General features: G+C 72.0%; 15 protein-coding genes and 3 pseudogenes. 12 read left to right on the forward strand and 6 right to left on the reverse strand.

The features are described from left to right. The first annotated feature begins 54 nt into the window (after positions 1–54). The 7 genes and pseudogenes from AB0M27_RS06650 (at position 55) to AB0M27_RS06680 (ending at position 5,710) form a co-directional block, all read left to right on the forward strand. On the forward strand, positions 55–1,248 hold the full coding sequence (locus tag AB0M27_RS06650) for an extracellular solute-binding protein (RefSeq protein WP_365718599.1): 1,194 nt from the start codon (positions 55–57) through the stop codon (positions 1,246–1,248). Positions 1,249–1,259: 11 nt separating this feature from the next. Continuing rightward, positions 1,260–1,670: a hypothetical protein gene (locus AB0M27_RS06655; RefSeq protein ID WP_365718601.1), complete on the forward strand. Its 411-nt coding sequence runs from the start codon at positions 1,260–1,262 to the stop codon at positions 1,668–1,670. A gap of 151 nt (positions 1,671–1,821) precedes the next feature. Further along, positions 1,822–2,778, forward strand: a complete 957-nt coding sequence (locus AB0M27_RS06660; RefSeq protein ID WP_365718603.1) for a hypothetical protein — start codon at positions 1,822–1,824, stop codon at positions 2,776–2,778. Positions 2,779–2,863: 85 nt separating this feature from the next. Next, positions 2,864–3,517: a hypothetical protein gene (locus AB0M27_RS06665; protein ID WP_365718605.1), complete on the forward strand. Its 654-nt coding sequence runs from the start codon at positions 2,864–2,866 to the stop codon at positions 3,515–3,517. Next, complete coding sequence (locus AB0M27_RS06670) at positions 3,501–4,475, forward strand: inositol monophosphatase (protein WP_365718607.1); 975 nt, start codon at positions 3,501–3,503, stop codon at positions 4,473–4,475. The genes AB0M27_RS06665 and AB0M27_RS06670 overlap by 17 nt, the downstream gene beginning before the upstream one ends. Positions 4,476–4,654: 179 nt before the next feature. After that, positions 4,655–5,457: pseudogene (locus AB0M27_RS06675) on the forward strand (helix-turn-helix transcriptional regulator). Next, complete coding sequence (locus AB0M27_RS06680) at positions 5,429–5,710, forward strand: DUF397 domain-containing protein (RefSeq protein WP_365718609.1); 282 nt, start codon at positions 5,429–5,431, stop codon at positions 5,708–5,710. The pseudogene AB0M27_RS06675 and the gene AB0M27_RS06680 overlap by 29 nt, the downstream one beginning before the upstream one ends. Here the strand turns inward: AB0M27_RS06680 and AB0M27_RS06685 are convergent. Together AB0M27_RS06685 and AB0M27_RS06690 are read right to left on the reverse strand one after the other, a co-directional pair. Then, entirely contained in the window at positions 5,682–6,119 is a 438-nt protein-coding gene (locus AB0M27_RS06685) for a GNAT family N-acetyltransferase (protein WP_365718611.1), read from the reverse strand. The two genes, AB0M27_RS06680 and AB0M27_RS06685, sit on opposite strands and share 29 nt — an antisense overlap. A gap of 15 nt (positions 6,120–6,134) precedes the next feature. Further along, positions 6,135–7,415, reverse strand: a complete 1,281-nt coding sequence (locus tag AB0M27_RS06690; RefSeq protein ID WP_365718613.1) for an SLC13 family permease — start codon at positions 7,413–7,415, stop codon at positions 6,135–6,137. Positions 7,416–7,516: 101 nt separating this feature from the next. Between AB0M27_RS06690 and AB0M27_RS06695 the strand changes: the two genes are divergently transcribed. Both AB0M27_RS06695 and AB0M27_RS06700 read left to right on the forward strand, forming a co-directional pair. Further along, positions 7,517–13,345, forward strand: coding sequence for a TIR domain-containing protein (locus AB0M27_RS06695; protein WP_365718615.1), 5,829 nt, complete (start codon positions 7,517–7,519; stop codon positions 13,343–13,345). A 54-nt stretch (positions 13,346–13,399) separates the two neighbouring features. Continuing rightward, complete coding sequence (locus AB0M27_RS06700) at positions 13,400–13,900, forward strand: hypothetical protein (protein ID WP_365718617.1); 501 nt, start codon at positions 13,400–13,402, stop codon at positions 13,898–13,900. Here the strand turns inward: AB0M27_RS06700 and AB0M27_RS06705 are convergent. Then, positions 13,887–14,087 (reverse strand): annotated as a pseudogene (locus tag AB0M27_RS06705) (peptidase); the annotation flags it as partial. The gene AB0M27_RS06700 and the pseudogene AB0M27_RS06705 sit on opposite strands and share 14 nt — an antisense overlap. On the opposite strand from AB0M27_RS06705, the pseudogene AB0M27_RS06710 reads away from it, so the two are divergent. Then, a pseudogene (locus AB0M27_RS06710) lies at positions 14,088–14,615 on the forward strand (cell wall anchor protein); the annotation flags it as partial. It abuts the pseudogene before it with no gap. A 22-nt stretch (positions 14,616–14,637) separates the two neighbouring features. Continuing rightward, positions 14,638–15,144 (forward strand): hypothetical protein, encoded by a 507-nt coding sequence (locus tag AB0M27_RS06715; protein ID WP_365718620.1) that lies wholly within the window; start codon positions 14,638–14,640, stop codon positions 15,142–15,144. Here the strand turns inward: AB0M27_RS06715 and AB0M27_RS06720 are convergent. After that, entirely contained in the window at positions 15,126–15,485 is a 360-nt protein-coding gene (locus tag AB0M27_RS06720) for a helix-turn-helix domain-containing protein (protein ID WP_365718622.1), read from the reverse strand. The two genes, AB0M27_RS06715 and AB0M27_RS06720, sit on opposite strands and share 19 nt — an antisense overlap. A gap of 70 nt (positions 15,486–15,555) precedes the next feature. Here AB0M27_RS06720 and AB0M27_RS06725 point away from each other — a divergent pair, with 70 nt between their 5' ends. Continuing rightward, on the forward strand, positions 15,556–16,155 hold the full coding sequence (locus AB0M27_RS06725; protein WP_365718624.1) for an NAD(P)-binding domain-containing protein: 600 nt from the start codon (positions 15,556–15,558) through the stop codon (positions 16,153–16,155). On the opposite strand, the gene AB0M27_RS06730 is transcribed toward AB0M27_RS06725, so the two are convergent. Both AB0M27_RS06730 and AB0M27_RS06735 read right to left on the reverse strand, forming a co-directional pair. Next, positions 16,152–16,856 (reverse strand): glycerophosphodiester phosphodiesterase, encoded by a 705-nt coding sequence (locus AB0M27_RS06730; protein ID WP_365718626.1) that lies wholly within the window; start codon positions 16,854–16,856, stop codon positions 16,152–16,154. The two genes, AB0M27_RS06725 and AB0M27_RS06730, sit on opposite strands and share 4 nt — an antisense overlap. Before the next feature lie 36 nt (positions 16,857–16,892). After that, on the reverse strand, positions 16,893–17,960 hold the full coding sequence (locus AB0M27_RS06735) for an adenosine deaminase (protein ID WP_365718628.1): 1,068 nt from the start codon (positions 17,958–17,960) through the stop codon (positions 16,893–16,895).

Here is a 17,960-nt window from a genome sequence, read left to right on the forward strand (position 1 = left end):
TGCTCGACGCAGCGTCGATTGTCGGTCCGAGCGGCGGGACGGCATCCTTCCGGGATGCCCCGGACTTCTTCTCGTACGTCGCCGCTGTCCCGCCGCTCCCTCCTGCGCGCACTCGGCGGCACCGCCGCGCTCGGTGCCCTGGCCGGCTGCGGGGTGCCCGCCGCCTATGTCGCGCCCGGCGACCGGGCCGTGGCCGACGAGTCCATCGCCGACAAGAAGCTGACCTGGGCGAACTGGCCGCTGTACATCGACACCGACGACGACAACCCCAACCGGCGGCCCGCCCTGGAGGCGTTCGAGAAGCGCACCGGGATCTCCGTGGACTACGTCGAGGAGATCAACGACAACGACGAGTTCTTCGGCAAGATCAGCCCGGCGCTGATGAACCGTCAGTCCACCGGCCGCGACCTGATCGTCATCAGCGACTGGATGTGCGCCCGGTTCGTCCGCCTGGGCTGGGTCCAGGAGATGGACCGGGCCCACCAGCCGAACGTGGCCAAGTACCTTGACCCGCTGCTCCGTTCACCCGCCTTCGACAAGGGCCGCCGGTTCACGGTGCCGTGGCAGTCGGGCATCACCGGCATCGCCTACAACCGCAAGAAGCTCGGCCGCGAGATCCGGCACGTCAAGGACCTCTGGGCGAGCGACCTCAAGGGCCGCGTGACCCTCCTGTCCGGCCTGGACGAGTCCTTCGCCCTCCTCATGCAGGGCAACGGCGTCGACATCTCCCAGTGGACGGCTGACGACTTCCACAACGTCTGCGACGAAGTGGAGCGCGAGGTCCACCGCGGCCAGATCCGCCGCTTCACCGGCAACGACTACACCAAGGACCTGGTCAGCGGTGACGTCCTCGCCTGCCAGGCCTACTCCGGCGACGTCATCCAGCTCCAGGCCGACAACCCCGACATCCGCTTCCTCGTCCCCGAGGAGGGCGCCGAACTGTGGTCGGACTCCCTGATGATCCCCAACAGGGCCCGCCACAAGACCAACGCCGAGCGCCTGATCGACTCCTACTACGACCCCGAGACCGCCGCGGAGCTCGCCGCCTGGGTCAACTACGTCTGCCCGGTCCCGGCCGCCCGGGACGTCCTGGCCTCCTCGAAGGACCAGGACACCGCGTCCCTCGCCGACAACCCCCTGATCTTTCCGGACTCCGCCATGCGCAAGCGGCTCGTCATCGCCCGGGACATCACGTCCACGGAGCGGGCGGAGTTCGCGAAGCGGTGGAACAAGATCGTGGGGTTGTAGCGTACGGCCCTATGACGACATGGGGGCTGGTCGTGGAGACGACCGTGGGGATCGGTGAGCGCAAGCATGTGGAGGCCCAGGTGGTGGCGCACGTCTCCGGGACTCGTGCGGAGGCGCTCGCGGAGTTGGAGCGACGGGCTCGGAGATATGCGCCCGAGCATCCCCGGAGCCCCGTGCGCCGTCGGCTGCTGAAGGAGGCGGACGGGTTTCTGCTCGTTGTCGACGGGGCGTGGCAGTCGTTTGCCACCCGGTTCACGGTGGCGGAGCTGCTGGAGGATTCCGCCGCACCCGTCGCCGTCCCGGAATCCGCGGACGCGGATGGTGACTCCGGTGACCGTGACGAGCCCGTGGAGCAAGTCGAGCGGTACGCCGACGGCGTGCCGGTCAAGCCGACTTGGCTGGGGCGGGACGACCTGCCGTGAACGCGCCCGCGCGCGGGACAGGAGGCGACGGCGGCTCCTGGTGAGATACCCACGCCTGGCCGGTACCCCCTTCCGGTAAGGCTGATTTGACGCATGGCTCACCAACTCCCCTTGCTCTTACGATGGAAGCCACCGTCGGGGGAGGGTGGACGTGACGAGCAGGACACCGCAGGGAGCCGGACGTCGGCTGGAGGAGGCGATCGCCTGGGCGGTCCGGAACCTGGACGGGATCGTCGCCATCGCCGTCGCCCTCGTCGTCGGGCTGATGGACGTCCTCAACCAGAACATGGACGACAACGTCGTCTCCGGCGCCACCCTGCTGGTGCTGGCGGCGCTGGTGTACGGCTCGCTCACCGAGCGCCGCCGGCGGATGGCCGACATCCGCGCCGCGAGCGCCGGGACGAGCAGGGCCATCGAGGATCTGGCGATGGTGCGCACGCTCTCCGGCGCCGAGGTCGCCCTCGCGCACGAGCGGGCCCGGCGCACCACCACCCGCTGGGTGTTCAAGGGCGGCACCGGCACATATCTGCGCGCGGTCACGCTGCCCGAGTGCGTGCTGGAGGCGCAGCGGCAGCGGCGCTCCCTCACCATGAAGATCGACATCATCAATCCCGCGGACGAGCAGGTGTGCGCCGCCTACGCGCGGTTCCGCAGCACGTTCGGTCCCGGGCCGGATGACACCCAGTGGACCGTCGAGCGCACCCGCAAGGAGGCGTACGCCACCGTCGTCGCCGCGAGCTGGCACCGGCAGCGGCTGGACACCCTGGAGGTCGACGTCCATCTGTCCTCCGTCGCACCGGCGTTGCGGTTCGACCTCTCGGACAGCTGCCTGATCATCACGCAGGACGACCCCAGCCGGGTCAGCCTCTGCGTGGAGCGCGACCGGCCGCTGTACGACTACTACGTCACCGAGCTGCACCAGAGCCGGGAACAGGCCGTCAAGCTCGATCTGCGCGAGGCCGTCCGGCTCGCCGACGAACCGACCGTCGACGAGGTCAGACGCCTGCTCGACCGGCTCGGCCTGCCGCTTCCGCCGAGCTTCACCGACCGTGACGTCGGCGACATCATCGACAAGGCGCTGCGTGCGGAGAACCCGTACCGCAGATGAGCGAGCGCCGCGTTCCGGCCAAGGGGGACCGAGCGGGACCGAGGGGGACCGAGCGGGACTGAGCGGGACCGAGGGGGGAAGGAACATGGACTACCCGGCCCTGGAACGGGCCGCCCGGCGGCACGCCACCGCCGAGCTGACACGACACGCCGTATCGGAACTCGACCAGATCGTCTCCGGCCGCCGCACCCTGCACGCGGTACGCCATCCACTGGGCTTCGTCTGCCTGCCCATCCTGCGCGACGGCGACGACGGCGTCTGCGTGCACGTCTTCGGCACACCGGAGGCGGAGCCCGACGACTCCGTGCCCCAAGTGCACTGCCACAGCTGGGACTTGACGAGCACCGTGCTGTACGGCCAACTCGACAACCGGCGGGTGCACGTCGACCGCACCGGCGATCCCACCCACCGGGTCTTCGAAGTGCTCAGCGACCCGTCCGGCGTGGACGAAGTACGGCCCACCGAGCGGCTGGTGCGCTGCCGGCCCGGCGCGCGGCAGACCAGTGCGCGGGGCCAGAGTTACGCCCTCCCGGCGGGTGAATTCCACACCAGCGTGGTGCCGGACGGCCGCCCGACCGCCACCCTGGTCCTGGGCCGGACCCTGCCCGGCCGGGTGGACCTCTCCCTGGGCCCGCCGTCCGCCCCGGGGCACCGCATGGTCCGCCGGACCTGCGACGCGACCCAGACCGCCCGGATCGCTCGGGCCGCCCTCAGGAGGATCCATGAGCCCGAACCCTGACCCCCGGTCCTCGCCGGTCGGTTACGACGCCGAGCACCGTACGGCCGTGGGCGCCGCCGAAGAGGCCGGGGCGCTGCTGCGGTCCCGCTTCCCCGACGGCTTCGCCGCCAGGCCCAAGGGACAACTCGGCGACGTGGTCACCGACTTGGACGTCGCCGCCGAGCGACTGGTGGTCGGGCGGATCCGGGACCGCTTCCCGCACGACCGGATCCTCGCCGAGGAGTCCGGTGAACTCGTGGGGGACGGCGGGGGCCGCACCTGGCTGGTGGACCCGCTCGACGGCAGCAACAACGTGGTCATCGGGCTGGCCGTGTACGTCGTCGGCATCGCGTTGTGCGTCGATGACACACCGGTGGTCGGGGTCGTCCACGATCCGATGACCGGCCGTACGTGGTCCGCGCTGCGGGGTGGAGGGGCGCACGGCCCGGGCGGGCGGCTCGCCGCCCCCGCCGACGGCCGCCCGGTTTCCGCCGCCGGGCCCCTGCTGGCCTGGACCCAGGGCCACGCCGTGTCCCGCGACGACCCCCTGGCCTGCTCCCTCAGGCACACCCTCGAACTCCGCTCCCGGCGCCTGCTCCAGCTCTGGGCGCCCCTGGTGGCCTGGTCGATGCTGGCCCGGGGGGACATCGACGGCTTCGTCGGCTACCGCGCGGAGGCCATCGACCTGCCCGCCGGCGCGTTGCTCGCCCGCGAGGCCGGCATCGCCCTACGGCACCTCGACGGCGCGGAGTTCGGCGGTGGCTTCGGCGGTCCCGACACCGGGCGCTCCTTCGTCGCCGGGCGCCCGGAACTCCTGCCGCACCTGCTGGACCTCGTCAGCCCTTTCTCTCCCGGCACCGAGGACACTCACAGGGCGGAAACCGCCCCGACAGGTCCAACGGCGCGGCGTTCTTCGGCGGCCGGTACGTCACCCTGGGTCCCCACGTCCGGCCACCGTCCCGGGAGACCCTCAGCGTGAGATACACCCCGACGAAGCCGTCATCTTGGTCTTGCATTCCAGCGCCTTTCACTTTCCGTGGCGATTCATGCACAGGGTGAGGTGGGGGCGAGTAGCTTCGGTAGATGACCGAGCGTGACGACGGAGTCAGCACGAGGGGGAGTTGAAAGGTGGCCATCGAGGACAATCCGATCTCGCGGGTGCGGTACGGGGAGGAACTCAGGCGACGGAGGGAGGCGGCGGGACTTACGCAGGAGGAGTTGGGCGAACGTGTCGTGATGTCCCGCACGCACATCGCTCACATCGAGGCGGGACGTAGGAGGCCGGACCTGCAGGATGCGCGGCGCCTGGATCGGGAGTTGGGCCCGGACAATTTCTTCGAGCGGTTTCTGCCGACGCTGGATGGCAAGAAGGCGGCGGAGCATTTCGCCGAGGCCGCGGAGCTGGAGCAGCGGGCCATCGCCATCAAGGAGTACGCCAGCACGCTCGTTCCGGGATTCCTGCAGACGACTGAGTACGCGCGCGAGGTGCTCGGCTCCGGTCACCCTGCCAAGAGCGACGAGACAGCCTCCTCGGCACCCGGCTCGAACGCGCCCGCATCCTCGGCAGCTTCGACTCGCCCACGGTGACACTCCTCCTGGGTGAGGCTGCTCTCCGCCAGGTCATCGGCGGACCGGAGGTGATGTGCGGCCAGCTACGGCACATTCTGGAGCTGGGCGAGAGTCGGCGCATCCGCGTACACGTGCTCCCCTTCACGGTGGGTGCCCATGCCCTCCTGGAGGGTCCCGTCAAGCTCATGTGGTTCGAGGAGCCGCCGCCTGTCGCATATGTGGAGGGACTGAAGTCGGGGAGGATCTGGGAAGTGCGGGACACGGTGCGGGAGTTGGAGGACGTCTACGATCACGCGTTGGGCGACGCCTTGTCGCACCGTAAGTCCCTGGCGCTGATCAGGTCGGTCGCGGAGGATTACGAGCATGAAGCACAGCGGGCACAGCATTCCTGACGCATCCGCGCTTACTGGATGGCGCAAGTCGACGTACAGCGGCGAGAGCGGCGGTAACTGCCTTGAGGTTACGGCCTGGCGCAAGTCGACCTACAGCGGCGAAAGCGGCGGCGACTGCCTCGAAGTGAACGACACCGCCGCCCCCACCCACATCCCCGTCCGCGACAGCAAGAACCCCACCGGCCCCGCCGTCGTCTTCTCGGCGCCCGCCTGGACGGCGTTCGTCACGTCAGTGGGTGGTCGTAGCGTATGAACCCCCTGAAGCTCGCCACTTTGTCGTAAAGGGCGCGGGCGGCGGTGTTGTCCTCCTGGGTGGTCCAGTACAGGCGCGCAGCCCCGCGCTCCCGCGACGCCTCGGCCACCTTCTCGATCAGCAGCCGCGCCACGCCCCGACCGCGCGCCGCCTCGGCGACGAAGAGGTCCTGGAGATAGCAGCTGTCCTCCATCCAGAAGGTCGGGTGGAACAGATAGTGCGCGATGCCGACGAGCTTCCCGTCGGACCGGGCGCCGATGCCGTGGACCTCCGAGCCGCGCCGCAGCCGCTGCCAGGCCTCCTCATACCCCTGGTCCGGCACGGTGGTGCGGTAGAACGTCTTGTAACCGCGCGCCAGCACTTCCCAGTCGGTGCGGTCCTCGTCCCGCAGCGAACCGATCTCGATCACCGTCGCCCCTCCTCGTCAGGTCAGCGCCAGCGCGGCGACCGCCGCCCCCACCGCGCACGCGGCCAGTACCGCGCCCGTCCCCATCAACCGGGTGACCGGCACCCGGACCCCGTACGCATGGCACCGCTCGTACCAGAGCAGCGTGGCCAGGGACGCCCACGGGGTGATCACCGGCCCGGCGTTCGTGCCGACCAGCAGAGCCAGCAACTGGTCGTGGTTGCCCACGGGGACGGCCGCCTCCCCGGCCAGGTACACCGGGAGGTTGTTGAGGGCGTTGGACAGGCCGCAGCCGACCGCCGCTGCCCGGAACAGGCCGAGCGTGCCGCCGTCGGTGCCGACCGCCGAGGCCAGCAGGTCGTGCAGCCCGTGCGCGTTGACCGTCTCGACCACGAGGAACATGCCGGGGACCATCACCAGCAGCCGCCAGGGGACGAGCGACAGCCGGATCGCGGACCGGTCGCGGACCGTGAACGCTGTCACGGCGACCAGCGCCGCCGTGCCGGACGCCATCCACAGCGGTACGTCGGCCACCAGGGTGGCCAGCAGAAAGCCGGCGCAGGCGAGTGCGCAGGCGCGGAACAGCACCGGGTCGGCGGGGCGGTGCACAGCGGGCGGCACATACCGGTCTGCGGTGTCCGCCCGCACGTCCGCCGCTCGTGCCGCACCCGGGCCCGACACCGCCATGTCCGGCATCAATCCGGACCCGCCCACCACCGGCCCCCCACGCCTGCCCCGCCGCCAGAAGAACAGCCACAAACAAGCCATCGTCACGGCCAGCGCAGCGAGTTGCGGTGCCCACATCCGCCCCGCCAGGCCCAGCGGGGACAGCGCGACCCGGTTGCTGGCCAGCAGGTTGGTCAGGTTGGACACGGGCAGGAGGAGGCTCGCCGTGTTGGCGAGCCATACCGTCGTCATCGCCAGCGGCACCGGCGCGATGCCCACCCGTGAGGCGAGCGCCAGCATCACGGGAGTCAGCAGGACTGCCGTCGTGTCCAGATTCAGGGCGATCGTCGTGACCGAGGCGAAGGCGACGCACAGCAGGAACAACAGCGGATAGCTGCCCCGTGCGACCCTCGCCACCCGGGCCGCCACCACGTCGAACACCTCGGCCCCGCTGGTCAGTTCGGCCAGCACGATGACCGTGCCCAGGAACGCCAGCAGCGGGGCGATGCGTGTCATCGCGTGGGACGCGGATTCCGTCGGCAGCAGTCCCGTGGCCACACACAGCAGTCCGGTCGCCAGCAGACCGATCGCCACCTGGTCGAGCACATGCAGACGCAGCAATAAGGCACGCACGGTTGGAAGGGTCGCACGTTTGTGCGCCGCTGTGACCAGGGCACCGTCGAAGGCCTGGAAACGACCGGTATCAACCTCTCTTTTCACGGCATCATCAATACATGGTGGCTCGTCAGAACATCCCGGGGGACAGCACCGGGCCATTGGACTTTTTCATCAGTTACTCGCCGGCGGACGAACGCTGGGCGTCCTGGATCGCCTGGACCCTGGAGGAGGCCGGGTACCGCACGGTCCTGCAGGCCTGGGACTTCGTGCCGGGCACGAACTTCGTCGACTTCATGGACCGGGGCGTGAGCGAGTCCGCCGCCGTCATCGCCGTACTGTCCAGGAATTACGAGCGCTCCCGGTACGGGCGGATGGAGTGGCAGGCCGCGTTGCGCGCCGATCCGGACGCGCCGGAGCGGCGGCTGATCACCGTGCGGGTCGAGGACATCCCCGTGGAGGGGCTGCTGGCCACCATCACGTATGTGGACCTAGTGCCGGTCGCCGATCCGGCGGCGGCCCGGGAGTTGCTGCTCGCGCGGGTCCGGCAGGCCCTGGACGGGCGGGCCCGGCCCAGTCTGCCGCCCGGTTACCCCGGTGGTGCGAACGGCCACCGCGTGCCCGCCGCCCCGGCGGCACCGAGCCCCGGGCGGCCGCTCGGCGGGCTCGGGTGGGCGGGGCGCCGCAGACCCGCGGCGGCGCCGTCGTACCCGCGGGTGTCCGGAGCGGTCCGGGAGCGGGAGGCGGTCACCGTGCTCCAACTGGCCGGGCCCGCCTTCGGGCGCGGGCAGGACCCCACCGAGTTGCAGGCCGCGATCTGGGGCGATCTGGTCGAGCTGGCCGACGCCGGGGCGCCCTCACCCGATCTGCTGGTCGTCACCGGGGATCTCACCGCCTCCGGCAGCCGGCGCGAGTTCGAGCAGGCCCTCGCCTTTCTCACCGGGCTGCGCGCCCTGCTCGGGCTCGAACCGCACCGGGTCGCCCTCGTCCCCGGTGGCCAGGACGTCAACCAGGCGGCCTGCCAGGCCTACTTCAGCACCTGCGAGGCCGACGAGATGCCGCCCCGGCCGCCGTACTGGCCCAAGTGGCGGCACTTCGCAGGGCTGTTCCGGGAGCTGTACCAGGGGCTCGACGTCGTCTTCGACAGCGATCAGCCGTGGACCCTCTTCCCCGTGCCCGAGCTGCACACCGTGGTCGCGGGGCTCAACTCGTCCATGGCGTACAGCCATCGGCGCGACGACCAGTACGGGCTGATCGGGCGCGAGCAGGCAGCCTGGTTCGCGCAGGCGCTGCGGCCGCACGAGACCGAGGGGTGGCTGAGGATCGGGGTGGTGCGGCACTCGCCCAGTGCCCGCGTCGCCGCCGCCGGCGTGCGGCGCGCCGGTACGGCCGTCCTGGACGGCACCGGACCGCTGCGCGACACCGATGTGCTGACCCGGCTGACCGCGCCCCGGCTGCACCTGCTGCTGCACGGCCCGGCCGAGCCCGGCGCGCTGCCCGACCTGGCCACCGCCTCCGGAGAGGTGCCGGTGATCGGCGCCGGGCGGCCCGGCGGGCACCAGCTGGTGCGGATCGGCCGGGAGGGGCTGGCCGTCTGGCAGGGGCCGGGGGAGCCGCGTCGGCGGGCGGTCCAGTGGCGGCGCGCCGACCGGGCCTTCGGGCCTCAGGCCGGGCCGGCCGACGACCGCGAGGGCACTCCCGCGTCCGCCCCCGAGCCCGAGCCGCGCGCCGTGCAGACCCCCGCCGAGATACTGCTCGCCAGGGTCGCCGAGGTCTGCCGTACCCGGCACGAGGGCGCCCAGATCCGCCCGGTGGACGGGCCCATGCCGCAACTGCTCGTCACCTGGAGCCAGTCGGGCTTCGTACGGCAGCAGCGGGTGGCGGTCCACATCGGTACCCCGACCGCGCAGGACGTCGACCGGTTCGTGGCCCTCGTGCACGCCGCCGACGCCGAGGCGGAGGCCGAACTCGTCCACGACGGGCCGCCGCCCGCACGCGAGCTGCGGGACGCGGCCCGCCGGCGTGGCGTGCGGGTGCGCAGCTTCACCGAGTTCCAGGGGCTGCTGGACCTGCGCGGCTATGTCGCCGGACAGAGCGAGCGGCTGCGCACCGACCCGCGCTATCCGCCGGGCATGTACCTGCCGCAGCGGTACCGGGAGGTGGAGCGCCTCGACACCGAGGACCGCGACGGGCTCGTGGACGAGATGCTGCGGCTGCTCGACTCCGACCACGGGCGCTTCCTGCTGCTGCTCGGCGACTTCGGGCACGGCAAGACCTTCGCGCTGCGCGAGCTGGCCCGCCGGGTCCCGGCCGAACTGCCGCACCTTGTCCCGCTGTTGGTCGAACTGAACGCGCTGGACCGGGCTTATTCGTTCGAGGGTCTCGTCGCCGCGCACCTCGCCGCCCACGGCGTCGACAACATCGATCTGCGGGCCTTCCGGTACATGCTCCAGCAGGGCCGGATCGTGCTGCTCTTCGACGGCTTCGACGAACTCGTCAACCAGGTGACCTACGACCGCGCCGCCGAGCGGCTGCAGGTGCTGCTGGACTCCGCCGTGGACAGCGCCAAGATCGTGGTGTCCAGCCGTACCCAGCACTTCCGCTCCCAGGGCCAGGTGCTCACCGCGCTCGGCGAACGCGTCGGCCTGCTCCCGCACCGCCGGGTGCTGGCCGTGCAGGAGTTCAGCCCGCGGCAGATCCGCGCCTACCTGGTCAACCGCTACGACGGCGACGAACGCGCCGCCGACCACCGGCTGCGGCTGCTGGACGCCATCCCCGACCTGCTCGTCCTGTGCCGCAACCCCCGGCTGCTCGGTTTCGTCGCCGACCTCGACGACGACCGGCTGCGCGCCGTCGCCGGCGCCGGGCGCGCCCTCAGCCCCGCCGGGCTGTACGGGGAGGTTCTCACCGCCTGGCTGAACTTCGAGGTCGGGCGCGGCAGCGGGAGCCCCGGCCGGGCGCCCGGACTCGCCCTGGACCAGCTGTGGGACGCGGTCACCGCGCTGGCCCTGCGGCTGTGGGAGAGCGGGCAGGACTCGCTGCGCCTCGACGAGCTGACCGATGTCGCCGAGACCCTGACCGGACTCGCGGACGCCCGGCTGTCGGTGCCGCAGACCGCGCACGCCATCGGCTCCGGCAGCCTGCTGGTGCGCAGCGACGACGGCGTGTTCCGGTTCATCCACGGCTCGGTGGTGGAGTGGCTGGTCGCCCGCGAGTGCGGCCGCCGGCTCACCGCCGGCGACGACAGCCTGCTGAACCGGCGCCAACTCGGCCAGCTGGCCGTCGAGTTCCTGTGCGACCTCGCCGACCACCGGATCTGCCAGGCGTGGGCGGAGCGGGAGCTGTCCGGCACCTCCGCAGAGGTCTCTCCGGACGCCGCCCGCGCCAACGCCGTGAAGATCCTCAGCCGGCTCCGCGTGCCCGCCCACACCGATCTGCGTGGCGCAGCCCTGGCCGGGGAGGACCTGTCCCACCGCGACTTCTCCGGCGTGGACCTCACCCGCGCCGACCTCACCGACGCCCGGCTGGTCGGCGCCAACCTCTCCGGTGCCGTCCTGCGCGGCGCCCGGCTGGTCGGCGCCCGGCTCGACGACGCCGATCTGACGGGCGCCGACCTGCGCGGCGCCGACCTCGGACGGGCCCGGCTGATCGGCACCGACCTGACCGGCGCCCGGGTGGACGGCGGCCGGTGGCGGCGCGCGGCGCTGATCGCGGCGACCACCGGCGCCCTGGACCGCAGCCCCGAGCTGGCCACCGCCGCGATCGCGCCCGGCATGGCCGTCGACTCCGGTTTCCGGCCCTCCGCGGTCGGTGTGCCGTACGGCTTCGACATGCGCACCAGCCGGCTGCCCGAACCCATCTCCTACAGCCCCGACGGCGAACTGCTCGCCGTCGGCAGCGAGGACGGCGGCGTCCTGGTCTGCGAGGCCGCCACCGGCATCCCCCTGCGCACCCTCCAGGGCCACACCGGCCGGGTGTACGCCGTCAAGTTCCGGGGCCGGGTCCTGGCCACCGGAAGCTCCGACGGCACCGTACGCCTGTGGGACCCGGTCTCCGGCCGCTGTGCACACCGGCTGGAGGTCCACCCGGACGGCGTCTGGCCGGTCACCCTCGACACCGACGGCTCCCTCCTGGCCACCGGAGACGCCGACGGCGTGGTCACCGTCTGGGACACCGCCTCGGGCACCCCGCTGCACCGGCTGCCCGGTCACGCCGCGCCCGTCTACACCGTGGCGTTCGGACCGGGCGGCACCACCCTGGTCACCGGGGACGCCTCCGGCGCCGTACGCCTGTGGGACCTGGAGACCGGGCGGCGGACCGGCGAACTGCCCGGCCATCGCGGCGCGGTGTACCGGGCGCGGTTCAGCCCGGACGGCACCCTGCTGGCCACCACCGACCGCGGCGACGACCGGGACGGCGGCGCCGTACGGGTGTGGGACCTCGCCACCGGCACCCCGCGGCACGAGTTCACCGGGCACTCCGGCCGCGTCTACACCCTGGACTTCCACCCCGGCGGTGCCCTGCTGGTCAGCGGCGACACCGAAGGGGAGGTACGGCTGTGGGACCTGGCCGGCGGGCGCTCCGCCGGGCTGCTCGGCGGCTGCCGCGGGGCCGTGTACCAGGTGCTCTTCGACCCCGACGGGACCCTGCTCGCCGCCGGGGACAGCGCCGGGGTGGTCCGGCTGTGGCGGATCGACCCGGAGGCCGACCCCGTCGCCGTACCACTGAACCGGCAGCCCGGCGAGCACCGCGGCTCGGTGTGGGTGTGCAAGTTCCGCCCGCACGGCGACACGCCCGTCCAGGGTCCCGGCGCGCTGCTGGTGACGGGCGGCAACGACGGTGTCGTACGGCTGTGGGAGCCGGCCACCGGCCAGGGCCGGCGCATCCTGCGCGGGCACGGGCGGCGCGTCGGCACGCTGTCCTTCAGCGCCGACGGCTCGATGCTGGCGGCCGGCGGCAACGACGGTGTCGTCAGGGTGTGGCACTCCGCCTCCGGCCGGCGGCTGCGCGAACTGACCGGTCAGAGCGACCGCCTGGTGTCGGCGGTGTTCGGCCCTGCCGGGCCCCTGCTGGCCACCGCGAGCAGCGACGGCGACCTCTACCTGTGGAACGCGGCCACCGGCGAGTACCAGCGCGAACTCGACGTCGAGACCGACCACGTGTGGGCGGAGGCGTTCAGCGCCGACGGCGAACTCCTCGCCACCGCCAACGACGACGACACGGTCCGGCTGTGGTACCGCGCCACCGGGGCGCACGTCGCCACCATCACCGAGCACTACGGCCGGGTCCGCGCTATCGCCTTCCGGTCCGACGGCTCGGTCCTGGCCACCGGCTGCGACGACCGCAAGGTGCGGATCTGGGACATGAACGGCCGCCGCATCGCCGCCGAACTCGCCGGCCACACCGACCGGGTGTACGCCGTGGCCTTCGCCCCCGACGGCTCCTGGCTGGCCAGCGCCTCCTGGGACGGTACGGCGGTGATCTGGAAGGACGGCGGGATCGACCACCGGCTCACCGGCCACACCGGCAAGCTCTGGACGGCGGCGGTGCATCCGTCGAGGCCCTTGCTGGCGACGGCGGGCGACGACCGTACGGTCCGCCTGTGGAACCCCGGGACCGGCCGGGAGACGGCTCTCCTGACGGGCCACACCGGCCGGATCCTCGCCGTCGTGTTCAGCCCCGACGGCTCCCTGCTGGCCAGTGGCGGCGAGGACGGCACGGTACGGCTGTGGAACGTGCCCGCCGACGGCCCGGCCACCCTGCGGGCCACCATGGTCGGCATGCCCGGCGGCTGGGCGGCGCTGTCCGCGTCCGGTGGCTACAAGTACGAGGGAGACGTCACCGGCGAGTTCTGGCACGCGGTCGGCATGTGCCGCTTCGAACCGGGCGAGCTGGACGGGCATCTGCCGGGGGTGTGGCAGGTGCCGCTGGACGAACCGCTGGGGTGACACAGGGAAGGGGGTGCTTTTGAACGCGTTCAAAAGTGGGCGTACGCTCATGCCATGAGCGACAGAGCCGCCCTGCTCAAGGGCATTCGCGTCTGGCTGGTCTTCTTCGTGGTGTGCCTCGTCCTCAGCGGGGCCACCGCCTTCCCCCTGGTGCACGAGCTGCGCTGGACCGAGAGCGCGTTGCGCGCGCTGTCCGTGCCGGACCATCTGCCCGGGCTGACGGCCTGGATCTCCCGGGTGCGGGACGGGCTGGACACCGCCGACACCGACTACCCGTTCCTGCTCTACGGCACGGACTGGCTGGCCTTCGCCCACCTCGTCATCGCGGTCGCCTTCTACGGGCCGTACCGCGACCCCGTCCGCAACATCTGGGTGGTCGAGTTCGGGATGATCGCCTGCGCGGGGATCGTCCCGCTCGCCCTGGTGTGCGGACCGATCCGGGGCATCCCCTTCTGGTGGTCGCTGATCGACATGTCCTTCGGGGTGTTCGGGGTCGTTCCGCTGTACGTCGTCCGGCGGAAGATCAAGCGGCTGGAGGCGCTCACTGCTGCTTGAGGGCCGCGAGCACGATCCGCTGGGCCACCGGGTTCGCCTCCTCTCCCTTGGCGTCGGTGGAGTTCACCGAGTACACCAGGGTGCGGCTCAGGTCCCGGGTCGCGGCGATCGCGGTGCTGTAGCCGTAGCGGGCACCGGACTTGACCCAGTACACCCTGCCCTCGTACGCGAACCGCTGCAGCCCGGCGCCCAGATCCGGGTCGCCGAGGGCCGGAACCCCTGGCTGGCCGGCTGGCAGCGGCTCACCGCCAACCCGCACTCCCAGTGCACCTGGCAGGCCCGCCCGCAGGCCACCGTCGTACGCGGCGCGGGCTCCGGCCAGAACTACCGCACCCTCTACAACGACATCCACGCCGCCTACCAGAACGCCCTGCGCTGGAAGATCGGCGGCACGAAGGCCAACGGCGACACCGCGGTCGCCATCCTCAACGCCTGGTCGGCCACCCTCACCACGCTCACCGGCAACGCCGACCGCTTCCTCGCCGCCGGCCTCTACGGCTACCAGTTCGCGAGCGCCGCCGAACTCGTCCGCGACCACCCCGACTTCCACGTCGCCCGCTTCAAGAAGATGCTGCGCACGGTCTTCTACCCGATGAACACCGACGTCCTCACCCGCCACAACGGCGCCGTCGTCTCCAACTACTCGGCCAACTGGGACCTGTGCAACCTCGCCTCGGTGATGGCCGTCGGCATCCCGCTCGACGACCACGCGAAGTTCGGGCGGCGCCCACGCCGGCATGAACCACCGCGGGGAGAGCGTGGCCCTGCGCGGCAAGGGATATGTGCTGGTCCGCTGGCAGATCTCGCCGCAGTACCGGTCCGGCAGCCTGGTCATGCCGGCCTGGACCGGTCTGAAGGGCAGGCTCTTCCTCGTGGCCTCGGGCGGCGGCCGCCGCACGGACGACCCCCTCGGCACCGACCCCGCCGTCACCGGCATGGGCAATCCGGCCGTCGGTTACGACGTCCTGCCCCCCGGCACCCGGCAGATGTGGCAGAACGAGTACTTCCACCTCGACGGCAGTGTCACCCTCATCCAGAACGAACGCGGCGCCGACTACGGCCTGAGCGTGTTCCCGACCACCTGGGACGCGGCCGAGAAGGACGTCACGACCGGACCCACCCAGGGCACCAGGCGCTACGGCCTGGTCCGCGACACCGGCAATGACTCCGCACCCGTCCCGCAGTACCTCACCCGCACCACCCCGGCCGACGCGGCGACGGTGCCTCAGCGGTCCCGGGTGTAGTGCTCCTGGGCGGCCATGACCTCGTCGCCGTGCTCGAACGCCCAGGCACCGAAGGCGTCGATCGGGCCGAGCAACGTCCGTCCCAGCGGCGTCAGTTCGTATTCGACGCGGGGCGGCGAGCCGCCGTAGGCCCGTCGCTCCACCAGGCCGTTGAACTCCAGCCGGCGCAGAGTCTCGGTCAGCACCTTCTGACTGATCCCGCCGATCCGCTCACGCAGCGCGCCCGGCCGGCTGGGGCCGTCCTTGAGGGCCCACAGGATCACCGAGTTCCAGGTGTTGGCGAGCAGGTCGAAGGCGAGCCTGGCACGGCAGTCGGCGAGAAAGGCGTGGTCGTCGGTCACGTACCGAATGGTGCCCGAGCGGCTTCCTACTGTCGTGTGCGTATTCGACGGCCCGCAGAAGGAGGCAGTTGTGCGGATAGGGATTCTCGGCACCGGGGCGATGGCGGACGCGCTGGGCGGGCAGTGGAAGCGGGCAGGGCATGACGTCGTCGCGGGCAGCCGGTCGCGCGGCGATGTCCGGGCGGCGGTGGAGCACGGCGGTGACGCCGTGCTGCTCGCGGTGCCGTACGCGGCGGCCGTGGACCTGGTCGCCGGACTCGAAGTAGCCCTGCGCGGACGGGTGTTGATCGACTGCACCAATCCGGTGGGCGGCCCCGGCTTCGGGCTGCTCACGGCCGGCGGTCCGGCGGCGGCCGAGCGCGTCGCCGCCGCCGCGCCCGGCGCCCGTGTGGTCAAGGCGTTCAATCTGTGCCACGAGAGCGTCTGGCGGCTGGCCCCGCCGGTGTTCGGGGGCCGCCCGCTCGCCGTACCGCTGTGCGGGGACGACGAGGACGCGGTCACGGTCGTACGACGGCTGGTGCGGGACCTCGGCTGTGAGCCGTTCAACGCCGGGGGACTGGATCGGGCGGGGCTGCTGGAGGCGACGGCGGCGCTGCTGATCGGGCTGTGGGTTGGGGAGGGGGCGGACGCCCAGGCCATCGCGCCCCCGCTGGAGTTCGCCGGTGCCTAACGGCTGCTGCCGACGCCGCCGCCGTTGCGCAGGGTGTGCAGGACGTCGACCCGGTTCGTGGTGATCGAGTCGACGCCCAGGTCCAGCAGGCGGCTCATCGAGCGGCGGGTGTCCGGGGTCCAGACGGACAGCAGGTGACCGTCGTGGTGGACGCGGGCCGCCAGCTCCCGGCTCACCAGGGAGAAGCGGTAGTTGAGCCAGCGCGGGCGGACCACGTCCAGCAGCGCGGGCCGGGGCGGGGCCAGGCTCGTCCAGGTCAGCGCGATCTCGGCGGCCGGGTCGGCGGCGCGGACGGCGAGCATCGCCTCGGCGCCCGCGCAGTAGTAGACGCGCTCCTGGGCCCCGCTCTGCCGGACCACGTCCATGACCCGGTCCACCATCCGCCGCTCGACCCGCCCGCACAGGTCCACCATCACCCGGCTGTCGCCGGTCGCGGCCAGCGTCTCCGCCAGTGTCGGCACACCGCCCGCCGTGAGCCCGCGCACCTCCTCCGCGGACAGTGCGGCGAGCGGCCGGCCCAGTTCCCACAGCCGCTCCAGCGTGTCGTCGTGCAGCAGCACGGGGACGCCGTCGCGGGTGAGCCGTACGTCGATCTCGACCGCGTCCGCGCCCCGGCCGAGCGCGGAACGCAGCGAGTCGATGGTGTTCTCACGGACACGGTAGGGGTCGCCGCGATGGGCCACGGCGGTCACGGTCTGCATGGCCCCCATTGTGGGGTGCCCCCGATGTGGGGTGCGTCAGGAGGCGAGCCAGGTACCGGTGTAGGTGTCGATCTCCGCCGCAATCCGGGCCTTGCCGTCGGCCTCCAGGAACGACGCCTCCACGGCGTTCTTCGCGAGGTCGGCCAGGCCCCGCTCGTCCAGGTCGAGCAGCCGGGCGGCCACCGCGTACTCGTTGTTGAGGCCGGTGCCGAACATCGGCGGGTCGTCGGAGTTGATCGTGACCAGCACCCCGGCCCGGGTGAACTCCTTGATCGGGTGCTCGTCCAGGGTGCGGACCGCGCGGGTGGCGATGTTCGAGGTCGGACAGACCTCCAGCGGGATGCGGTGCTCGGCGAGGTGGGCGAGCAGCCCGGGGTCGTGCGCGGAGCTGGTGCCGTGCCCGATGCGCTCGGCGCGCAGATGGGTCAGCGCGTCCCACACCGTCTCCGGGCCGGTCGTCTCGCCGGCGTGCGGGACCGAGTGCAGACCGGCGGCGATGGCCCGGTCGAAGTACGGCTTGAACTGCGGCCGGGGTACGCCGATCTCGGGGCCGCCGAGCCCGAACGACACCAGGCCCTCCGGCCGGATCCGGTCGTCCGTGGCCAGCCGTGCCGTCTCCTCGGCGGACTCCAGCCCGGCCTCGCCGGGGATGTCGAAGCACCAGCGCAGCACGGTCCCGAACTCGGCCTCGGCGGCCTTGCGGGCGTCCTCGATCGCCGCCATGAAGCCGAGCTCGTCGATGCCGCGCCGGGTGGAGGAGAAGGGGGTGACGGTCAGCTCGGCGTAGCGCACCTGCTGCCGGGCCAGGTCGCGGGCGACCTCGTAGGTCAGCAACCGGACGTCCTCCGGGGTGCGGATGAGGTCGACGACCGACAGATACACGTCGATGAAGTGCGCGAAGTCGGTGAACGTGAAGTAGTCGGCGAGGGCCTCGGGGTCGGTGGGGACCTTGGAGTCGGGGTGGCGGGCGGCCAGTTCCGAGACGATGCGCGGGGAGGCGGAGCCGACGTGGTGGACGTGCAGTTCGGCCTTGGGCAGTCCGGCGATGAACGTCCGTAGATCGCGGTCGGCGGTGCCGGCGGCGGGTACGGAACTGTCGGTCAT

This window comes from Streptomyces sp. NPDC052107 (genome assembly GCF_040680215.1).
Taxonomy (GTDB): Bacteria; Actinomycetota; Actinomycetes; order Streptomycetales; family Streptomycetaceae; genus Streptomyces.

Coding starts and splice junctions, on each gene's coding strand:
- AB0M27_RS06665 (WP_365718605.1), top strand. CDS start 2,864: ATGGACTACCCGGCCCTGGAACGGGCCGCCCGGCGGCACGCCACCGCC.
- AB0M27_RS06730 (WP_365718626.1), bottom strand. CDS start 16,856: ATGCAGACCGTGACCGCCGTGGCCCATCGCGGCGACCCCTACCGTGTC.
- AB0M27_RS06715 (WP_365718620.1), top strand. CDS start 14,638: ATGAACCACCGCGGGGAGAGCGTGGCCCTGCGCGGCAAGGGATATGTG.
- AB0M27_RS06655 (WP_365718601.1), top strand. CDS start 1,260: ATGACGACATGGGGGCTGGTCGTGGAGACGACCGTGGGGATCGGTGAG.
- AB0M27_RS06735 (WP_365718628.1), bottom strand. CDS start 17,960: ATGACCGACAGTTCCGTACCCGCCGCCGGCACCGCCGACCGCGATCTA.
- AB0M27_RS06650 (WP_365718599.1), top strand. CDS start 55: ATGCCCCGGACTTCTTCTCGTACGTCGCCGCTGTCCCGCCGCTCCCTC.
- AB0M27_RS06700 (WP_365718617.1), top strand. CDS start 13,400: ATGAGCGACAGAGCCGCCCTGCTCAAGGGCATTCGCGTCTGGCTGGTC.
- AB0M27_RS06680 (WP_365718609.1), top strand. CDS start 5,429: ATGAAGCACAGCGGGCACAGCATTCCTGACGCATCCGCGCTTACTGGA.
- AB0M27_RS06670 (WP_365718607.1), top strand. CDS start 3,501: ATGAGCCCGAACCCTGACCCCCGGTCCTCGCCGGTCGGTTACGACGCC.
- AB0M27_RS06695 (WP_365718615.1), top strand. CDS start 7,517: ATGGTGGCTCGTCAGAACATCCCGGGGGACAGCACCGGGCCATTGGAC.